This is a genomic window from Sphingobacterium sp. NPDC055346 (assembly GCF_053645235.1).
In genome coordinates this window covers 434204-450076 of record NZ_JBSHMI010000001.1, presented here as the reverse complement: position 1 = coordinate 450076, position 15873 = coordinate 434204, and the positions used below count along the sequence as shown (strand labels likewise).

17 protein-coding genes and 1 other RNA gene are annotated in these 15873 nt (G+C 41.2%); 8 read left to right on the top strand and 10 right to left on the bottom strand.

Translation table 11 applies throughout. The features are described from left to right. Positions 1-123 precede the first annotated feature (123 nt). Positions 124-2730 carry a DNA mismatch repair protein MutS gene (gene mutS / locus ACWICE_RS01890; RefSeq protein WP_454297519.1) on the top strand — a complete coding sequence of 869 codons (2607 nt, stop codon included), beginning with the start codon at positions 124-126 and terminating at the stop codon, positions 2728-2730. Between the two features lie 16 nt (positions 2731-2746). Here the strand turns inward: mutS and ACWICE_RS01885 are convergent, their stop codons facing one another. Next, entirely contained in the window at positions 2747-3142 is a 396-nt protein-coding gene (locus ACWICE_RS01885; RefSeq protein ID WP_185211290.1) for a hypothetical protein, read from the bottom strand. A gap of 124 nt (positions 3143-3266) precedes the next feature. Here ACWICE_RS01885 and ACWICE_RS01880 point away from each other — a divergent pair, with 124 nt between their 5' ends. Both ACWICE_RS01880 and ACWICE_RS01875 read left to right on the top strand, forming a co-directional pair. After that, positions 3267-3971, top strand: a complete 705-nt coding sequence (locus tag ACWICE_RS01880) for a tRNA1(Val) (adenine(37)-N6)-methyltransferase (protein ID WP_454297518.1) — start codon at positions 3267-3269, stop codon at positions 3969-3971. A gap of 1 nt (position 3972) precedes the next feature. Next, complete coding sequence (locus tag ACWICE_RS01875) at positions 3973-4470, top strand: metallophosphoesterase family protein (protein ID WP_313260944.1); 498 nt, start codon at positions 3973-3975, stop codon at positions 4468-4470. Here the strand turns inward: ACWICE_RS01875 and ACWICE_RS01870 are convergent. Next, positions 4465-4800, bottom strand: coding sequence for a MerR family transcriptional regulator (locus ACWICE_RS01870; RefSeq protein WP_093100690.1), 336 nt, complete (start codon positions 4798-4800; stop codon positions 4465-4467). The genes ACWICE_RS01875 and ACWICE_RS01870 overlap by 6 nt on opposite strands. Before the next feature lie 106 nt (positions 4801-4906). Here ACWICE_RS01870 and ACWICE_RS01865 point away from each other — a divergent pair, with 106 nt between their 5' ends. Continuing rightward, the gene (locus tag ACWICE_RS01865) at positions 4907-5257 is read left to right on the top strand and encodes a hypothetical protein (protein ID WP_237219421.1); all 351 of its coding nucleotides are present in this window, start codon (positions 4907-4909) and stop codon (positions 5255-5257) included. Positions 5258-5337: 80 nt separating this feature from the next. Here ACWICE_RS01865 and ACWICE_RS01860 read toward each other — a convergent pair whose 3' ends face one another. The 6 genes from ACWICE_RS01860 to dprA form a co-directional block, all read right to left on the bottom strand. Further along, on the bottom strand, positions 5338-6738 hold the full coding sequence (locus ACWICE_RS01860) for a sialate O-acetylesterase (protein WP_454297517.1): 1401 nt from the start codon (positions 6736-6738) through the stop codon (positions 5338-5340). 302 nt (positions 6739-7040) lie between these two features. Beyond that, positions 7041-7883, bottom strand: a complete 843-nt coding sequence (accD, locus tag ACWICE_RS01855; RefSeq protein ID WP_094255578.1) for an acetyl-CoA carboxylase, carboxyltransferase subunit beta — start codon at positions 7881-7883, stop codon at positions 7041-7043. Positions 7884-7983: 100 nt separating this feature from the next. After that, an RNA gene (gene ffs, locus ACWICE_RS01850) (signal recognition particle sRNA small type) lies at positions 7984-8081 on the bottom strand. Between the two features lie 81 nt (positions 8082-8162). Continuing rightward, positions 8163-8390: a DUF6814 family protein gene (locus ACWICE_RS01845; protein WP_185211286.1), complete on the bottom strand. Its 228-nt coding sequence runs from the start codon at positions 8388-8390 to the stop codon at positions 8163-8165. Position 8391: 1 nt separating this feature from the next. Beyond that, complete coding sequence (locus ACWICE_RS01840; protein WP_454297516.1) at positions 8392-9888, bottom strand: MFS transporter; 1497 nt, start codon at positions 9886-9888, stop codon at positions 8392-8394. Positions 9889-9903: 15 nt separating this feature from the next. After that, complete coding sequence (gene dprA, locus ACWICE_RS01835; protein ID WP_454297515.1) at positions 9904-11001, bottom strand: DNA-processing protein DprA; 1098 nt, start codon at positions 10999-11001, stop codon at positions 9904-9906. 93 nt (positions 11002-11094) lie between these two features. On the opposite strand from dprA, the gene ACWICE_RS01830 reads away from it, so the two are divergent. Together ACWICE_RS01830 and ACWICE_RS01825 are read left to right on the top strand one after the other, a co-directional pair. Beyond that, positions 11095-11331 carry a hypothetical protein gene (locus ACWICE_RS01830; RefSeq protein WP_185211283.1) on the top strand — a complete coding sequence of 79 codons (237 nt, stop codon included), beginning with the start codon at positions 11095-11097 and terminating at the stop codon, positions 11329-11331. A gap of 95 nt (positions 11332-11426) precedes the next feature. Beyond that, complete coding sequence (locus tag ACWICE_RS01825; protein ID WP_454297514.1) at positions 11427-11636, top strand: hypothetical protein; 210 nt, start codon at positions 11427-11429, stop codon at positions 11634-11636. Positions 11637-11708: 72 nt separating this feature from the next. Here the strand turns inward: ACWICE_RS01825 and rsmG are convergent, their stop codons facing one another. Then, on the bottom strand, positions 11709-12344 hold the full coding sequence (gene rsmG, locus ACWICE_RS01820) for a 16S rRNA (guanine(527)-N(7))-methyltransferase RsmG (protein WP_254526521.1): 636 nt from the start codon (positions 12342-12344) through the stop codon (positions 11709-11711). Between the two features lie 21 nt (positions 12345-12365). After that, complete coding sequence (locus ACWICE_RS01815) at positions 12366-13508, bottom strand: glycosyltransferase (protein WP_185211280.1); 1143 nt, start codon at positions 13506-13508, stop codon at positions 12366-12368. Between the two features lie 127 nt (positions 13509-13635). Between ACWICE_RS01815 and tgt the strand changes: the two genes are divergently transcribed. Then, positions 13636-14766 (top strand): tRNA guanosine(34) transglycosylase Tgt, encoded by a 1131-nt coding sequence (gene tgt / locus ACWICE_RS01810; protein ID WP_185211279.1) that lies wholly within the window; start codon positions 13636-13638, stop codon positions 14764-14766. Between the two features lie 42 nt (positions 14767-14808). Further along, on the top strand, positions 14809-15867 hold the full coding sequence (locus tag ACWICE_RS01805; protein WP_313514195.1) for an LptF/LptG family permease: 1059 nt from the start codon (positions 14809-14811) through the stop codon (positions 15865-15867). Positions 15868-15873: the final 6 nt, after the last annotated feature.

Here is a 15873-nt window from a genome sequence, read left to right as displayed (position 1 = left end):
GCAAACATAAGATGTATTTTTTAATTATTATGTCATTTCCCTAATGCTTTTTGGATGTAGGCATTGTTTTGCAAATCGCCACAATTCTGCTATTTTTACATCTTATACAAAAAAAGAATAACCTTGGCAAAAGCAAAGAAACAAACCCCTTTAATGCAGCAATATAATACCATCAAGGCCAAATACCCCGGTGCCTTATTGCTGTTTAGAGTTGGGGATTTTTATGAGACGTTTGGAGAAGATGCTGTTAAAGCAGCCAAGATTTTAGGAATCGTATTGACAAAGAGAGGAAATGGTTCTGAATCTGAGACCGCTTTAGCCGGTTTTCCGCACCATTCCCTGGAGACCTATCTGCCTAAATTGGTACGAGCTGGACAACGGGTAGCGATCTGTGATCAATTGGAAGATCCTAAACAAACCAAAACCATCGTAAAAAGAGGAGTAACTGAACTTGTTACACCTGGTGTTTCATACAATGAAAATATAGTCCAACAGAAATCTAATAATTACCTGGCTTCTGTATTCATGGATAAACAGGCGGTAGGGGTCTCCTTTCTGGATATTTCAACCGGTGAATTCTTGGTCGCCCAAGGTTCTGTGGGATATATCGACAAGCTTTTGCAAGGCTTTAAACCTACTGAAATCATCCTTCCAAAAAAACAATATAAGGAGTTCGTGGAACAGTTTGGTTCCAACTATTACACCTATACCTTGGATGAATGGCCATATACCGGTGATTATGCCACCGAAAACCTCCTGAAGCATTTCGAAGTCAATTCCATGAAAGGATTTGGTATCGACCGTATGCCTATCGGGATAGTTGCAGCTGGAGTGGCATTGCATTACCTCAATGAAACCGAACATCGAAACCTGCAGCATATTTCCAATATCTCCAGGATCGAAGAAGATCGATATATGTGGTTGGACCGTTTTACGATCCGTAACCTGGAACTGATCAGTTCAGCCAATGAAAATGCAACTACGCTTTCAGACGTGCTTGATGAAACTTCATCGCCAATGGGCGCCAGATTACTAAAAAGATGGATCGTTATGCCTCTGAAGGATGAAAAATCCATTAATGAAAGGCTTCAGGTCGTTCAGGATTTTTATCAAGATAGAAACCTAAGGGACCAGTTGGTCCAAGAGATCAAACAAGTTGGCGATTTAGAAAGATTGATTTCTAAGATTGGACTGCAAAAAGCGAATCCCCGTGAAATTATCCAACTCAAAAGGGCCCTTTACGCTGTTGAGAAACTAAAAGAGCTTTGTCAAGAACAGGAATCGGAATCTTTAAAAGTTATTGCTGAACAGCTCAATCCTTGCCTGATCATTCGGGATAAGATTGAACAGACCGTTCAAGCTGAACCACCCGTTGCTTTGAACAAAGGCAATGTTATTGCTGATGGAGTGGACCCTGATTTAGATAAATTGAGAAAGGTTGCCTTTGGTGGTAAGGATTATCTCTTGGAAATTCAGAGACGTGAATCTGAAGCTACAGGTATTCCATCCCTGAAGATTGCATTTAATAATGTATTCGGCTATTACCTGGAAGTTACCAATACCCATAAGGATAAGGTGCCTTCGGGTTGGATCCGTAAACAGACCTTAGTCAATGCTGAACGCTATATTACCGAGGAACTGAAGGAATATGAGGAGCAGATTTTAGGCGCCGAGGAAAAGATCCAAGCCATTGAGAACCGTATTTATGCAGAGCTTATGCTCGCTATTGCGGAATATATCAAACCGATTCAATTAAATGCCCAATTGCTTGCAAAATTGGACGTGCTCTTGAATTTTGCCATCATTGCGGAAAAGAATTTCTATGTAAGGCCTGATGTCAATGTTGGAAAGAACATCGATATCAAAGGAGGAAGACATCCCGTTATTGAAAAGAATCTACCAATAGGGCAGGACTACATTACCAATGATACCTTTTTGGATCCCGAAGGTCAGCAGATCATTATCATTACAGGGCCAAACATGGCCGGTAAGTCGGCTTTACTGAGACAGACTGGATTAATTGTGCTGATGGCGCAGATCGGTTCCTTTGTGCCTGCTAAAGAAGCATCTATTGGTATTGTGGATAAGATATTCACCCGTGTTGGTGCTTCGGATAACCTTAGTTCTGGAGAATCTACCTTTATGGTGGAAATGAACGAGACGGCAAGTATCATGAACAACCTGTCTGACCGTAGTTTGATCCTGTTAGATGAAATCGGCCGTGGTACCAGTACCTATGATGGTATCTCCATTGCATGGGCCATTGCGGAATATCTGCACAACCATCCTTCCTGTCGGGCAAAAACTTTATTTGCCACCCATTACCATGAATTGAATGAATTGAGTACTTCCATGTCTCGGATCAAGAACTTTAATGTGAGTGTGAAGGAAGTCAATAATAAAGTGATTTTCCTTAGAAAGCTGGTTCCAGGTGGCTCTGAACATAGTTTCGGTATACATGTGGCTAAATTAGCCGGTATGCCTCCAAAACTGATCGGACGTGCTGGGGAGATCCTTAAACGCCTGGAACAGGAAAGGACCGGCGGAGAAAAGATCAAGGATAGTATGCGTAAGATCCAAAAACAGGCTTATCAACTTCAGATGTTTGCCATTGATGATCCTGTGCTAGAAAAGATTCGGGATATGCTGAATAATTTGGATGTGAATACCCTCACTCCGGTAGAGGCATTGATGAAACTGGACGAAATCCAGCGTTTATTGAAGAACTAAAAAATATGCTGGTAGTTTAGTACCTACCAGCATCATATATATCATAGGAGATGTCATTTGGATCATACCCTAATCGAGGATCGACCCGAATGATCATCGTTCCACGGAACGATTCACCGGCATATAAGGTACCAATGGGTGCCTCATTGAAAAAAGGTGCCCCATTATGTCCAACCAAGGAGAATTCTAAATAATAATCACCATCCTGTCCTTGGTAATAATCAATATTGGAAAGATTAGTTACCGCATACTCCACGCGGTAGGTATCTGGACTCACTTTATAGACATCAAAAACATCTACAGCAAAGTCTTCAGGATAAAAATAAGATCCCCCGATGTATTCTTTTGAACAGGCTGAAAATAGTCCTACGACCATGATCAAGGCTACGATTTTAAGTAATTTTGCTTTCATATGCTTGTCTGTCTTTAGGGAAATAGACTATAGGGATTCCATTTAGATTAATCCCAGCATACAAATATTTTAGCAAAGGTTCTTTTTTAGCTCAAAAACAAGCATTTAAAATTACCTTTGTGCTATGGGGAATATCTTCCAATTCAAGCAATTTTCAGTTAATCAAGAACACTGCGCCATGCGGATCAATACCGATGGGGTGTTGTTGGGGGCCTTCGCTAAACATACGCAGGCCGATTCCATCCTAGATATTGGAACGGGTACAGGGGTAATAGCACTCATGCTGGCCCAAAAATATCCGAAAGCTAAAATTTGGGCTGTGGAAATCGATAAACAAGCCTCCCAAAGGGCATTGGAAAACTTTCAAGCTTCGCCCTTTCAGGATCGTCTTTCCATTGTGCATTCTGATATCTTCCATTGGAAGACAGAACTTGAATTTGACCTGATTGTCTCTAATCCTCCTTTTTATATCAATTCGTTGCACAACCCTGATCAAAGGAAGAAAGTGGCCAAACATACCGATGTGGAATTCTTTAAGGGCTTGTTCAATTTTGCAGGCTCAAAGCTTTCAGTCCATGGAAAATTGCAGATCGTGGTGCCTATGGAACTCTTAGATTTTATGGTAACTGAAGCTAAAGGGAATCAACTATTTCTGGACCAACAGACCAATATGCAATCCTTTGTTGATTCAGAGCCCTTTCGCTGCATACTGAGTTTCCAAAGACAAGAAATCAAACCTGAGCTGCAGACTTTTGTTATCTATCAGGAGAGATCCCAATATTCAGATGCCTATAAACAGATCTTGCAACCTTATTTTTTAGCTTTTTAACATGAAAATCGGACTTCTTTCGGATACCCACGGATACCTAGATGATGCGGTCTTAAAACATTTTGAAAAATGTGATGAAATTTGGCATGCCGGTGATTTTGGCTCCATGGAGGTCATCGAGAAATTGGAAGCCTTTAAGCCTCTTCGGGCTGTTTATGGAAATATCGATGATAAAGATATCCGTTTGAAATTCCCTGAACACCTCAGATTCCATTGTGAACAGGTCGATGTTTGGATGACCCATATTGGCGGCTATCCAGGAAAATACAGCCCACTGGTCAAACCTGAAATCTTGAACAATCCCCCGAAGCTGTTTATTACAGGGCATTCCCATATCCTGAAGGTACAGTTTGATCCGAAGCTACAGTTGCTCCACCTTAATCCCGGTGCTGCCGGTAAACAAGGCTGGCATCAGATAAGAACCGCAATGCGTTTTGAAATTAATGGAGATAAAATTGAAAATTTGGAAGTTATAGAATTAGGGAGCAGAGCCTTATAGACTATCCCTAACTTCAATTAAAAAGCTTTTTAACCCCTCCAAAGATTCAATGATCCTTTGGTTTTCCCTTGCTTCGTTCTTGTTGCTTCTTAAGAATTCACGCGCTCCTTGTAGGGTATAACCCTTGTCCTTAACCAAATTGAAGATGATCTTGAGGTTCGCAATATCATTCTGGGTGAATAGACGATTCCCTTTTTTGTTTTTCTTAGGTTGTAGAATATCGAATTCACGCTCATAAAAACGGATTTGAGATGCATTTACACCGAACATCTCAGTGACTTCTCCCATGGTATAATACAGCTTGTTTATTTCTCGTTCTTTGTACGGCATGAACTTTTAATTTTAGTGTATTAACAAATATACAATCTAAGTTTGAAAATCAAAAAAACCATGATTGATATAAAGTTAAAGGCGATTTCGTAATTTTAAACTTTAGATGAAAGGTAAAGTAATTGTAAGTAAGTTTTGGACCAAGTTCTTTTCCATGGGAAAAGCGCAAGCTATTACCATATTTCCTTTTATCTTCCTCAAACATTCTTCTGATCGCGACAACAGGATTCTGATCAATCATGAACGAATCCACGTTCTGCAAGCTTTGGAGTTGCTCATTTTCCCGTTTTATTTACTCTATCTTTTGGAATTCAGCCTGCGAATGCTACAATACCGCAACTTTACTAGGGCCTACCTGAATATCTCCTTTGAGCGAGAAGCTTATGAAAATGAACATAACCTGAATTACCTCAAATCTAGAAAGCTTTTTAGCTTCTGGAAATATGTAACAAGGTAATTGGAGATTTATTATAGAGGGCGTATGTACTACGCCCCAACTTTTCAACTGCTTTCATTATGGCCATGATGCATGGAACATTACCATTGATCTGTTCGAAACGGGGATACCGGTAATCCATTGGAATTATACAGATTTGGCATAGCGATCTCCGTGAATCCAAAGCGTACCGCTACTGGATTTTTGACCTCTGCAGATTCTACAATCAGCTTGTCGCCCTTAATCTTGCCTTTGGCCGCTTTGAACTGCTTGTCTGCTCCTGCAATAAATAAGTCAGTAATTTCACCTTTTGAAGATAATTTCCCCTCTAGGTTACTAAAGCTAATTTCAATGCTGTTGCCTTTTATTTCCTGCGATTTAAAGATTGGTGATTTATAATCTTTCAGGGGTTTATGGTAAACCTCTGCAAGTGCTAGATCTGCCAACCGTTTGGCAACTGCCTTTTTCTGGATAGGATGGATGTCCTTAATATTGTCGACCAAGTCTGTAATCACGACCATGCCGGTGTTAGGCAATTCAGTTGCGGTCTTGGTCTGCTGTTCTCTTAGATAGGCTGCGAGAGGCTCTTTATTGTTATATTGGAAGGGTGCAATCTGAACGAAGTAAAAAGGAAAATCATCGTTCCAGGCCGATCTCCATGAATTGATCATGGTTTTCATCAGTTTATCATATCCATCCCAAGTTCCTACATTGCTCTCGCCTTGGTACCAGAATGCAGCCGTGATATTATAGCCTGCAAAGGGATGTACCATGGCATTCCAAAGAACCCCACTGTTGTGCGGTCGCCAATCATTCGCACTTTGTTGCTTACCTCGCTGCAAGAGGAAAGGATCGTTGTCGATTAAATAACTCGGCGTCCATACCTCTGCGGCCGTGCCACCCCAACTGGAGTTGATCACTCCAATAGGAACCTGCTGCTGGGAATTGATCTCTTTTGCAATAAAATAACCAATGGCTGAAAAAGGTTGTAAGGACTCTGCACTTAGGGTTGCCCATTTATTGGAAATCTGATCTTGAGGAGTCAATGCGCCGTTCCTGCTGATATGTAATAACCTGATGTTCGGATTATTGGCAGTTGGCATCTCATCGATGATCTCTTTGAGGTTTTGGGCCGCTCCCCATTCCATATTAGATTGTCCTGAACACAAGAAAACATCGCCAAGTAAGATGTCTTTTAACGTAATGCTCTCTTGATTGGCCATAATCTTGATCTCATAGGGCCCTCCAGCTTTTCCTGCTGGCAAAGTGGTTTTCCATTGCCCATCACCATTCGTCTTTGCTTTTACGGTGTCCTGAAACCATGTTCCAACAATGCGGATTTCCGAACTGGCAGGTGCCAATCCCCAGAAATTGATATCGGTTCCACGCTGCAAAACCATATGGTCCGAAAAGAAATTTGGTACCCGAAGCTGGGCGAGTACATTTTGCTGAAAAGCGAATATGGCCAACAGGGAAAGTAAAAAGAGGTTTTTTAAGTTCATGTGATTTTTTTAGGTTTATTGTTATCTAAATTTAACAAAAAAATCTAAATCTTTTTTCTGTTTAGCCTTGCTGGACAATTCGTTTTCAAAAATAGGGCAGGTTTTCCGGTTGATGATTTGACCTCATTCGAGGCATATTCGGAAATTTCGAATTGGCTGGAGTTTTTTGGCAAGGTTTCTCGAATATGTCTCGAATGATTCTCGAAGCAGACTCCAAAATGGAAGGGTCAAGTAAGGGAGAAGAATAGGCATAAAAAAAGCGAGCCATGTCTAGCTCGCTTTCAAATATGTTTAGAGTAACTCTACTTTACCATTTTAAGGAAAGTGGATACTTTTTCTTTTAATTGTCTTCTGTCGACGATGAAGTCTAGGAAACCATGTTCCAGAACGAATTCTGAAGTTTGGAAACCTTTAGGAAGGTCTTTTTTGATGGTTTCTTTGATGACACGAGGTCCAGCGAAACCGATCAATGCACCTGGTTCAGCGATATTGATGTCACCTAACATGGCATAAGATGCTGTAACCCCACCAGTGGTTGGATCAGTCAATAAACAGATGTAAGGTAATTTAGCTTGAGCCAAAAGGGCTAGTTTTGCTGAGGTCTTAGCCATTTGCATCAAGGAGAATGCGGCTTCCATCATACGGGCACCACCAGATTTAGAGATCAACATAAAAGGTAATTTATGCTCGATACAGTAATCGATGGATCTAGAGATTTTTTCTCCAACTACAGAACCCATTGACCCCCCAATAAAGGAGAAATCCATACAAGCTACAACAAGGTCTTGCCCGTTAACTTTACCAACGGCAGATCTCAAGGCATCGTTCAGACCCGTTTTCGCTTGGCTATCCAATAATCTGTCTTTGTAAGGTTTAGTGTCCACAAAGTTTAATGGGTCACCCGCTTTCAGGTTCGGAAATAATTCAGTGAATTCGTTGTTGTCGAATAATATGGAGAAATAGGCAGTTGATCCAATGCGGATGTGGTAATCACAGTAATGGCAAACATACTTGTTTTCAACTTGTTCCACATTCAAAAGAGGTTTTTTACAGTTAGGACATTTGTTCCACATCCCATCAGGTGCCTCTTTTTTGTTTTCTGTTGCAGTATGTATACCTGCTTTGTTTCTTTTAAACCAACTCATAGACTCATGTTAATTCGGTTTACAAATAAACGAAAAATATCTAATATGTGTATTTAGAAAACGAAATGAAGGAAATAAAGGAGAGTTTAGGCCAATAAAAAATGGGTAAGCTCCCTCTATCGCACCGCTCAACCAAATACCCTTGCTTTGTTCCCAACCTGGGGGAGTCAATGGGAGCTGGTCGTAGAGGACTTACCCACGGCAAAATTAACAAAAAATTAATCTTTTCGAAAAGAAAATCGCATTTAGGACGTATCCGGCTGAGATTCAACCTGAAAATTACATTTTGTCCTTCTGATATTCGCCCCTCAGAGCGAAATATCCAAAGACCCCAAGGCCAATCGAGATGATCGGCGTGAGGATAAACAGAATAATAATCCCAAATACAACGTCTTCCTGCTTTCCGGAAATAATTTTTGGCAAGCCAAATTTGGCAATGCAGAAATATGCCGCAAGTAGCGCTAAAGCTATCCAAAGGATCCCTAATATTTTTTTAATGCTCTCCATATCAATTCAAATCTTTTGCAACCATGTTTTTGTTGATGTATAGGGCGCCTATGACAAAACAGACCGCCGAAATAATGATGGGGTACCATAAACCCTCCAAGTAAAAAGTCGGATCGGCCGCTGTTTTGGCGTTCGTGGCCAAATAAGTGGAAACGGCCGGCAATAGTCCGCCGAAGATTCCATTTCCGATGTGATAGGGTAGGGACATGGAGGTGTACCTGATTTTTACAGGGAAGATTTCCACCAAGAATGCCGCAATAGGACCGTAAACCAAGGTGATATAGATGATCTGTATAAAGATTAATGCAATCAGTTTAACATAATTGGAGCCAGCTAAAAAGATTGCAGTCTTGCTGGTACCCTTGACCGTATCGGTGTTTTCGATGCTGTGCGATCCATCATCGTAATAACGGGTCAGCGATTTGATCTCATGCTCATTATCTGCACTCACTGGGATAATGGTTTCCGTTCTTTTATCAACCAATTCCTGTTTGTTTTGACTGTTTGTAATCTGGTACATGGCTTGGTAAATTGGCCTATAGGTCAGTACCGCCAATAACATACCGGTGAGCATGACCCATTTTCGACCGACCTTATCCGAAAGCCTGCCAAAGACCACAAAGAATGGGGTGCCAAAGAGCAGGGCAATCCCTAAAATAATATCAGCCTGATCGGAATCGAGGAACATGACCGTTTTCATAAAGCTCATGGAATAGAACTGTCCGGTGTACCACACCACACCTTGGCCCATTGCTGCCCCAAATAGAGCCAATAGGACAAACTTTAGATTGTACTTATTTCCAAAACTTTCTTTCAGTGGATTAGTGGAGGTCTTCCCTTCTGCTTTTGCTTTCTTGAATTCCGGGGACTCATCCATGTTCTTACGGATCAGGTATGATACATAGACCATGAGGATAGAAAGAAGAAAAGGAACGCGCCAGCCCCAATGGTCGAATTGGGCTTCGGTCAGAACAAGTTTAGTCAGTAAGATGACCACTAAGGAAATGAACAGTCCAAAGGTAGCCGTCGTTTGTATCCAGGAGGTCCAATATCCACGCTCTCCATTCGGAGCATGCTCGGCCACATAGGTAGCAGCCCCTCCGTATTCACCTCCTAAGGCAAGCCCTTGAAGGAGTCTCAGGATCAAGACAATCAATGGAGCCAGAAAACCAATGCTTTCATAGCTGGGGATACAACCAATGAGGAAGGTCGCTCCTCCCATAAGCATCAGGGTGACCATGAAGGTATATTTCCTTCCGATCAGGTCGCCCAATCTTCCAAAGAATAGTGCGCCGAAAGGACGGACCACAAAGCCAGCGGCAAAGGTGGCCAAGGTTGACAGGAAGGCTGCGGTTGGGTTGTCCGAGGGGAAGAATTTAGTGGAAATAACAATGGAAAGACTTCCGAAAATAAAGAAGTCATACCATTCGATCAGTGTCCCTAAGGAGGAGGCACCAATCACTTTCCAAATTCCTTTTTTACTTGCTTGTTCTTGCATAAAAGAAGTTTAGGTTTAAGGTAGTTTATAACGTTTTCCTGGTAAGGTCTGAATGATTCCATTCATTTCCATTTCCAGGAGGATCATAGCTAGTTTGCTCTGCGGAAATTCGCAGTAAGCGGCAATATCATCGATATGAGACTCTTTGCAGTCTTTAAGATAGTCAAAAACTCGTTGTTCTTGTTTAGTTAATTCAAAAATTAACGGGAGCTGTACATTTTTTTTGTTCTTGCTTTCGGGTTCATCCCATTGCATCAGGTTGAGCAGGTCCTTGGCATTTCGGATCAGGTGCGCTTTATGGGATCGGATGAGTTCATTGCAGCCTGCCGAATAGTAGAGGTCGACCGAGCCTGGAAAGGCACATACATCCCGGTTATAGCTATTGGCGATATCCGCGGTGATCAGTGCGCCTCCTTTATTGGCTGCCTCCACGACGACTGTCACATCGGATAGGCCTGCAACAATACGGTTCCGCATCGGGAAGTGTGTCTTTTCAGCAGTGGTTCCAGAAGGGTACTCGCTTAAGAGGCATCCATGCCTGCTGATCTCTTCGGCTATTTCACGGTGTTCAAAAGGGTATATTCTATCCAGACCATGTGCCAGGACAGCGGCAGTCTCCAAGCCTTCGTGCATTGCAGACCGATGGGCCATAATATCGATGCCGTATGCCAAGCCACTAACCACCAAGACTCCTAATTCCTTTAGGTCATGGACCAGTTCTTCGGTTAACCTTCTGCCATAGGAGGTCGCATTTCTGGTGCCTACGATGCTGATGGATTTAGCATGGTTCAGGTTGCAATTGCCCTTTTGGAAGAGGATCAATGGAGCATCTTCACAATGCTTGAGCCGAGCGGGATAGTTCTCATCTTCAAACCATAGGAGCTGTATATCGTTCTCTACCATAAACCGATATTCTTCTTCAGCTTCTTTCAGATAGGTTTTGGAAATCAATTGTTCGATTGCGACTTTTTGTAAGCCAGGAATAAGTTTAAGTTCTTTTTGGGGGCATTTGAATATTTCTTCCAAGCTTCCACAGTAGGCGAGTAACAAACGGCTTGTTTTCGGGCCTATACCTTTTATCTTGGTTAAGGCAATTTTTTCTATTGCATTCATTTTGGTTAGCTTAGAATTAAAGATAGGGATTCGATACACCTTATGCAATATCTATAAAGTATAATTGATTACCTTTGCTGAAAAAGAAATACCATGGAAATGCAAGAACCTTTTGATATCGAAGTTGGAGGCGTAACCTATTCCGTTTTTCCGGATGAGGAGGATACCTATACTGTTTTTAAGGATGGGAAGGAATATGTACAGATCATAAAAGATACTGAAACCACTTGGTTGAAACTGAATCCAGAGACCGGTTTGCCCTTGTTTGGGATGGATGAGGAGATTAATTTGATCGGGGCTGAGATCAATAAGAACGTGGAAGAGAAGTAGGGTTGTTGAAGGGCAACATCTTTGCTTCTATGTGAGCAATAGACATAATATCATTAATCAATAGGTAATATGGACAAGAAAATCTTTACAATTGAATGCCCGAAAAAGGAACGAAACTATTCAAACAGCTTCTGAAGAAGCTAAATGGAAAAATTGTTTCTCAAAGCAGTATAACCAGCAAAGAGACCCTAGAAGCTATGAAGGAATTGCAGGAGGGAAAAGGGGTAAGTTTTTCTAGCGTTTCTAAGCTTTTTAAAAGTATCGATATAAAAAAAGCAACCACAAATTGGTTGCTTTTTTTATAACATTAAAAATCTTCTCCCCCTGTGCCTATTTCAATTCGCCTTTTTATTAAGTAGCTGAAAGTAAACAGGCAATTACATCGGGATATACATCACATACTTGGTATCAAAGAAATCTTCTTTGAAATAAGATGATATAGGGTGTAGTTCAGCTTTTACTCTGGCTTCCTTGATTTCTTCTTTCAGATCACCACCTTTCAGATAAAGGATGCCATTAGGAATACCATTTTTATCTTGTTTTTCAATTTTGTTTCTTACCCATGGAATAAAGTCGCCTAAACGGGTAACTGCTCTGGATACCACAAAATCGTATTTATAGTCCAATTGCTCGGCACGGATATGGTCTGCTTCGACATTCGTAAGGCCTAAACCTTCTGCTACTTCGCGAACTACCTTGATCTTTTTGCCGATAGAGTCCACCAAATGGAATTTAACCTCTGGAAATAGGATCGCTAATGGGATTCCAGGAAAACCACCTCCGGTACCTACATCTAGAACTCTTGTATTAGGTGCAAATTCACCCACAAACTTTCCTATTGCCAAGGAATGTAGCACATGTTTCAGGTACAGGCTTTCGATATCCTTTCTGGAGATCACATTGATCTGGTCATTCCATAAGGGATATAGTTCTTCCAATTTGGCAAATTGTTCTTTCTGGGTTTCCGTCAGTTTCGGGAAGTAGTTATAGATAATGTCGACAGTAGGGTTCACGATGTAATAAATTAAGGGTTTTTATTTCCAAGAGACCTGCTTTTTGGAACGATTGAACAATCCATTGAAGCAGATGTAAAAATAATAATATAGATCTAATATCGGCAACCAGATTAAGAGGTCGCTGACGGCTAGTTTTTTGTAGATTGGGTTGAAGATCAAGAGTTGGCAGATCAATCGGATCAGGTAAGCACCCAAAGCCAAATACCAATAGGATGGTCCATTTGCGACACAAACGATTATCATCAGATAAAACAGCAGGGCGCTGATCAATTGCGTGCCCAACATGCGTTTATGGCGACCTTTATATAAGGTCGAAGCTCCCGAATGTCTAGCTTTTTGTTTGTAATAGCTTTTCCAGGTCCGTTTAGGATCAGAATAAACAAAGGCATCGGGATGGATATTGATCTCAACATTGTGTTTGTCGGCATTTGCATTCACAAAAAGATCATCATCCCCTGATTTGATATGCATATGCTCGGTAAATCCTTTGTTCTTAAAAAACAGCTCCTTTGTATATGCAAGATTTCTCCCTACGCCCATATATGCATTTCCCTTTAAAGCATACGACAAATAGCTCATAGCGGTATGGCTAGTTTCAAAGCGAATTAGTCGATTCAAAAAGCCTGGAAATTTGAAGTATGGCGAGTAGCCCAGCACAATCTCCTTGTTTTCTTGGAAGGACCCAGCCATTTCACGCAACCAATTGCTACTAGTAGGTTGGCAATCGGCATCCGTCATCAGGAGGTAAGGGTATTGGGCTCCCTTGATCCCCATCGTTAGGGCGAACTTCTTGCTGTGCTTTAATTGGATATGCTCCTTGATCTCAACGATCTTGAGGTGGGTATATTGCTCTGCAAATTCCTTTAAAACCCATTTGGTATCATCTTCTGAGCAATCATTGACGACGATGACTTCAAAATTTTGATAATCTTGCTCTAAAATAGCGGGAAGATAAGTCCTTAAATTTTCTTGTTCGTTATGTGCGCAGATGATAACAGAAACTTGCTTATCGGCTGCATTTTCTTGCTTGGGTTTGACCTTGTAGAATGCCAATTTTCCATATACAAACAGAATATAGTTGAGTTGGATTATCAACAAAAGCGCCAAGACTCCATAAGGAATAAGCGATAGATCGAGATCGATATAGAATATTAAACCCATAAAATTAGGTTCAAAGATACAGGTTATCGCCCAAATTTCTGTTAATTGTTAAGAAATGCGAATTAAAGGGCTGATATGCCATTCGCTAAGAATTTTATAGTATTTTTGCGGTCGATTAAGGATTACTATGAATTTTACGCTTCAAGCACAAGATAAATTTTCAAAAGCAAGGGCCGGAGAGATTGAAACTGCTCACGGAAAGATACAGACACCTATTTTTATGCCAGTTGGTACTGCCGGAACGGTAAAGGCGGTGCATCAACATGAATTGGTAAATGATATTCAAGCACAGATCATCTTAGGAAATACCTATCACCTGTACCTAAGACCAGGATTGGATGTGTTGAATAAGGCCGGAGGTCTGCATAAATTTATCAATTGGGACCGTCCGATCTTAACCGATTCGGGAGGTTACCAAGTATATTCCTTGACTGAAGTAAGGAAGATCAAGGAAGAGGGGGTGACATTCAGGTCCCATATCGACGGTTCAAAACATTTGTTTACTCCAGAGAACGTGATGGATACACAGCGTATCATCGGTGCCGATATTATTATGGCATTTGATGAGTGTACTCCTTATCCTTGTGATTACCGCTATGCAAGAAGGTCCATGGAAATGACCCACCGTTGGTTAAAGCGTTGTTGTGATCGTTTTGATAGCACAGATCCTTTATACGGATACGATCAGACTTTGTTTCCGATCGTTCAAGGTTCGGTTTATAAAGATCTGCGTGAGAAATCGGCAGAGACCATTGCCTCATTCAATAGAGAGGGGAATGCAATCGGCGGACTTTCTGTAGGGGAGCCGGCTGAGGAGATGTATGCGATGACTGAGGTAGTGACCAATATCTTGCCGCATGATAAGCCAAGATATTTGATGGGTGTAGGTACTCCAGTGAACCTTTTGGAAAATATAGCGTTAGGTATCGATATGTTTGACTGTGTGATGCCGACCAGGAATGCAAGAAACGGAATGCTCTTTACCCAAAATGGTATCATCAATATCAAGAATGAAAAGTGGAAGGATGATTTCAGCCCTATCGAAGCGGAATCAGACTTGATGGTGGATCAGATCCATACAAAAGCTTATTTGAGACATTTGATCAGATCGCAAGAAATTTTAGGAGCACAAATCGCTTCATTACATAATTTACATTTTTATCTTTGGTTAGTTAATCAAGCAAGGGAAAAGATCATTGATGGAACGTTTTATGATTGGAAAAATAAAATGGTTCCAGTATTAGGTCAAAGACTATAATTCGAAAGAAAGCGCATGTTTAAGATCATCGATCGATATATCATGAAAAAGTACTTGTCTACTTTTGTTTTCACAGTGGCGATCTTCTGTGTCGTGATTGTGATATTTGATATTTCGGAGAAGATCGATGATTTCAATAAATATGGGGCAACCATGACGCAGGTATTTTTTGAATACTATGCATTGGGAAGTTTGCCTTTCTTTATCAACATGCTTACTCCGCTGTTCAACTTTATTGCCGTAATTTTCTTTACTTCCAAGATGGCCGATCAGACAGAGATTGTGCCGATCCTAAGTGGAGGGATGAGCTTTAATAGGTTGCTGAGGCCATACATGATCTGTGCAGCTTTAATATTTGGGATGACTTTGTTGTCCAATGTCTACATTATCCCTTTTACCAATAAGGTGAAGGTGAATTTTGAGAACGTCTATGTCAAGCCCAATAAGGTGAGTACAACCTCTTCTTCCATACATATGCAGGTGGATTCAAACACCTATGTATATATGGGCTCTTTTGATACGAAATCCAAGGTAGGATATAACTTTAGTTTGGAGAAGTTTGACGGGGACAAGATGTTGGAAAAGTTGATGGCAGAGCGTGTGACTTGGGATTCCGTGGCAGGGAAGTGGAGTCTGCACACCTATACCACGAGAGAAATCAAGGGATTGAAGGAGGAGATGCTGAGTGGTGAGAAAAAGGATACAACCTTGGATATGCGCCCGCAGGATTTCGAATCCTATGAGGACGTGTTTACCACGATGGACCAGCATGAGCTCAATGAACGTATCAGTAAGGAGGAAGTTCGTGGGACCGGGATGATGAACGAATTGCTGCTCGAAAAATATAAAAGAATCATAAATCCATTTTCGGCTTTTATCTTGACCTTGATCGGAGTTTCCCTATCATCCAAGAAAGTTCGTGGTGGTATTGGCTTGAGCTTAGGACTAGGTATCGGCTTGAGCTGTATATATATCGTGCTTGAACGATTTTCAAGTATGTTCTCCATCAAAGGAGGATTGGACCCTCTGATCTCTGTATTGATCCCCAATGTCATTTTCTTGATATTGAGTTTTTATCTGTTGAAAAAGGCTCCTAAATAAGCATAA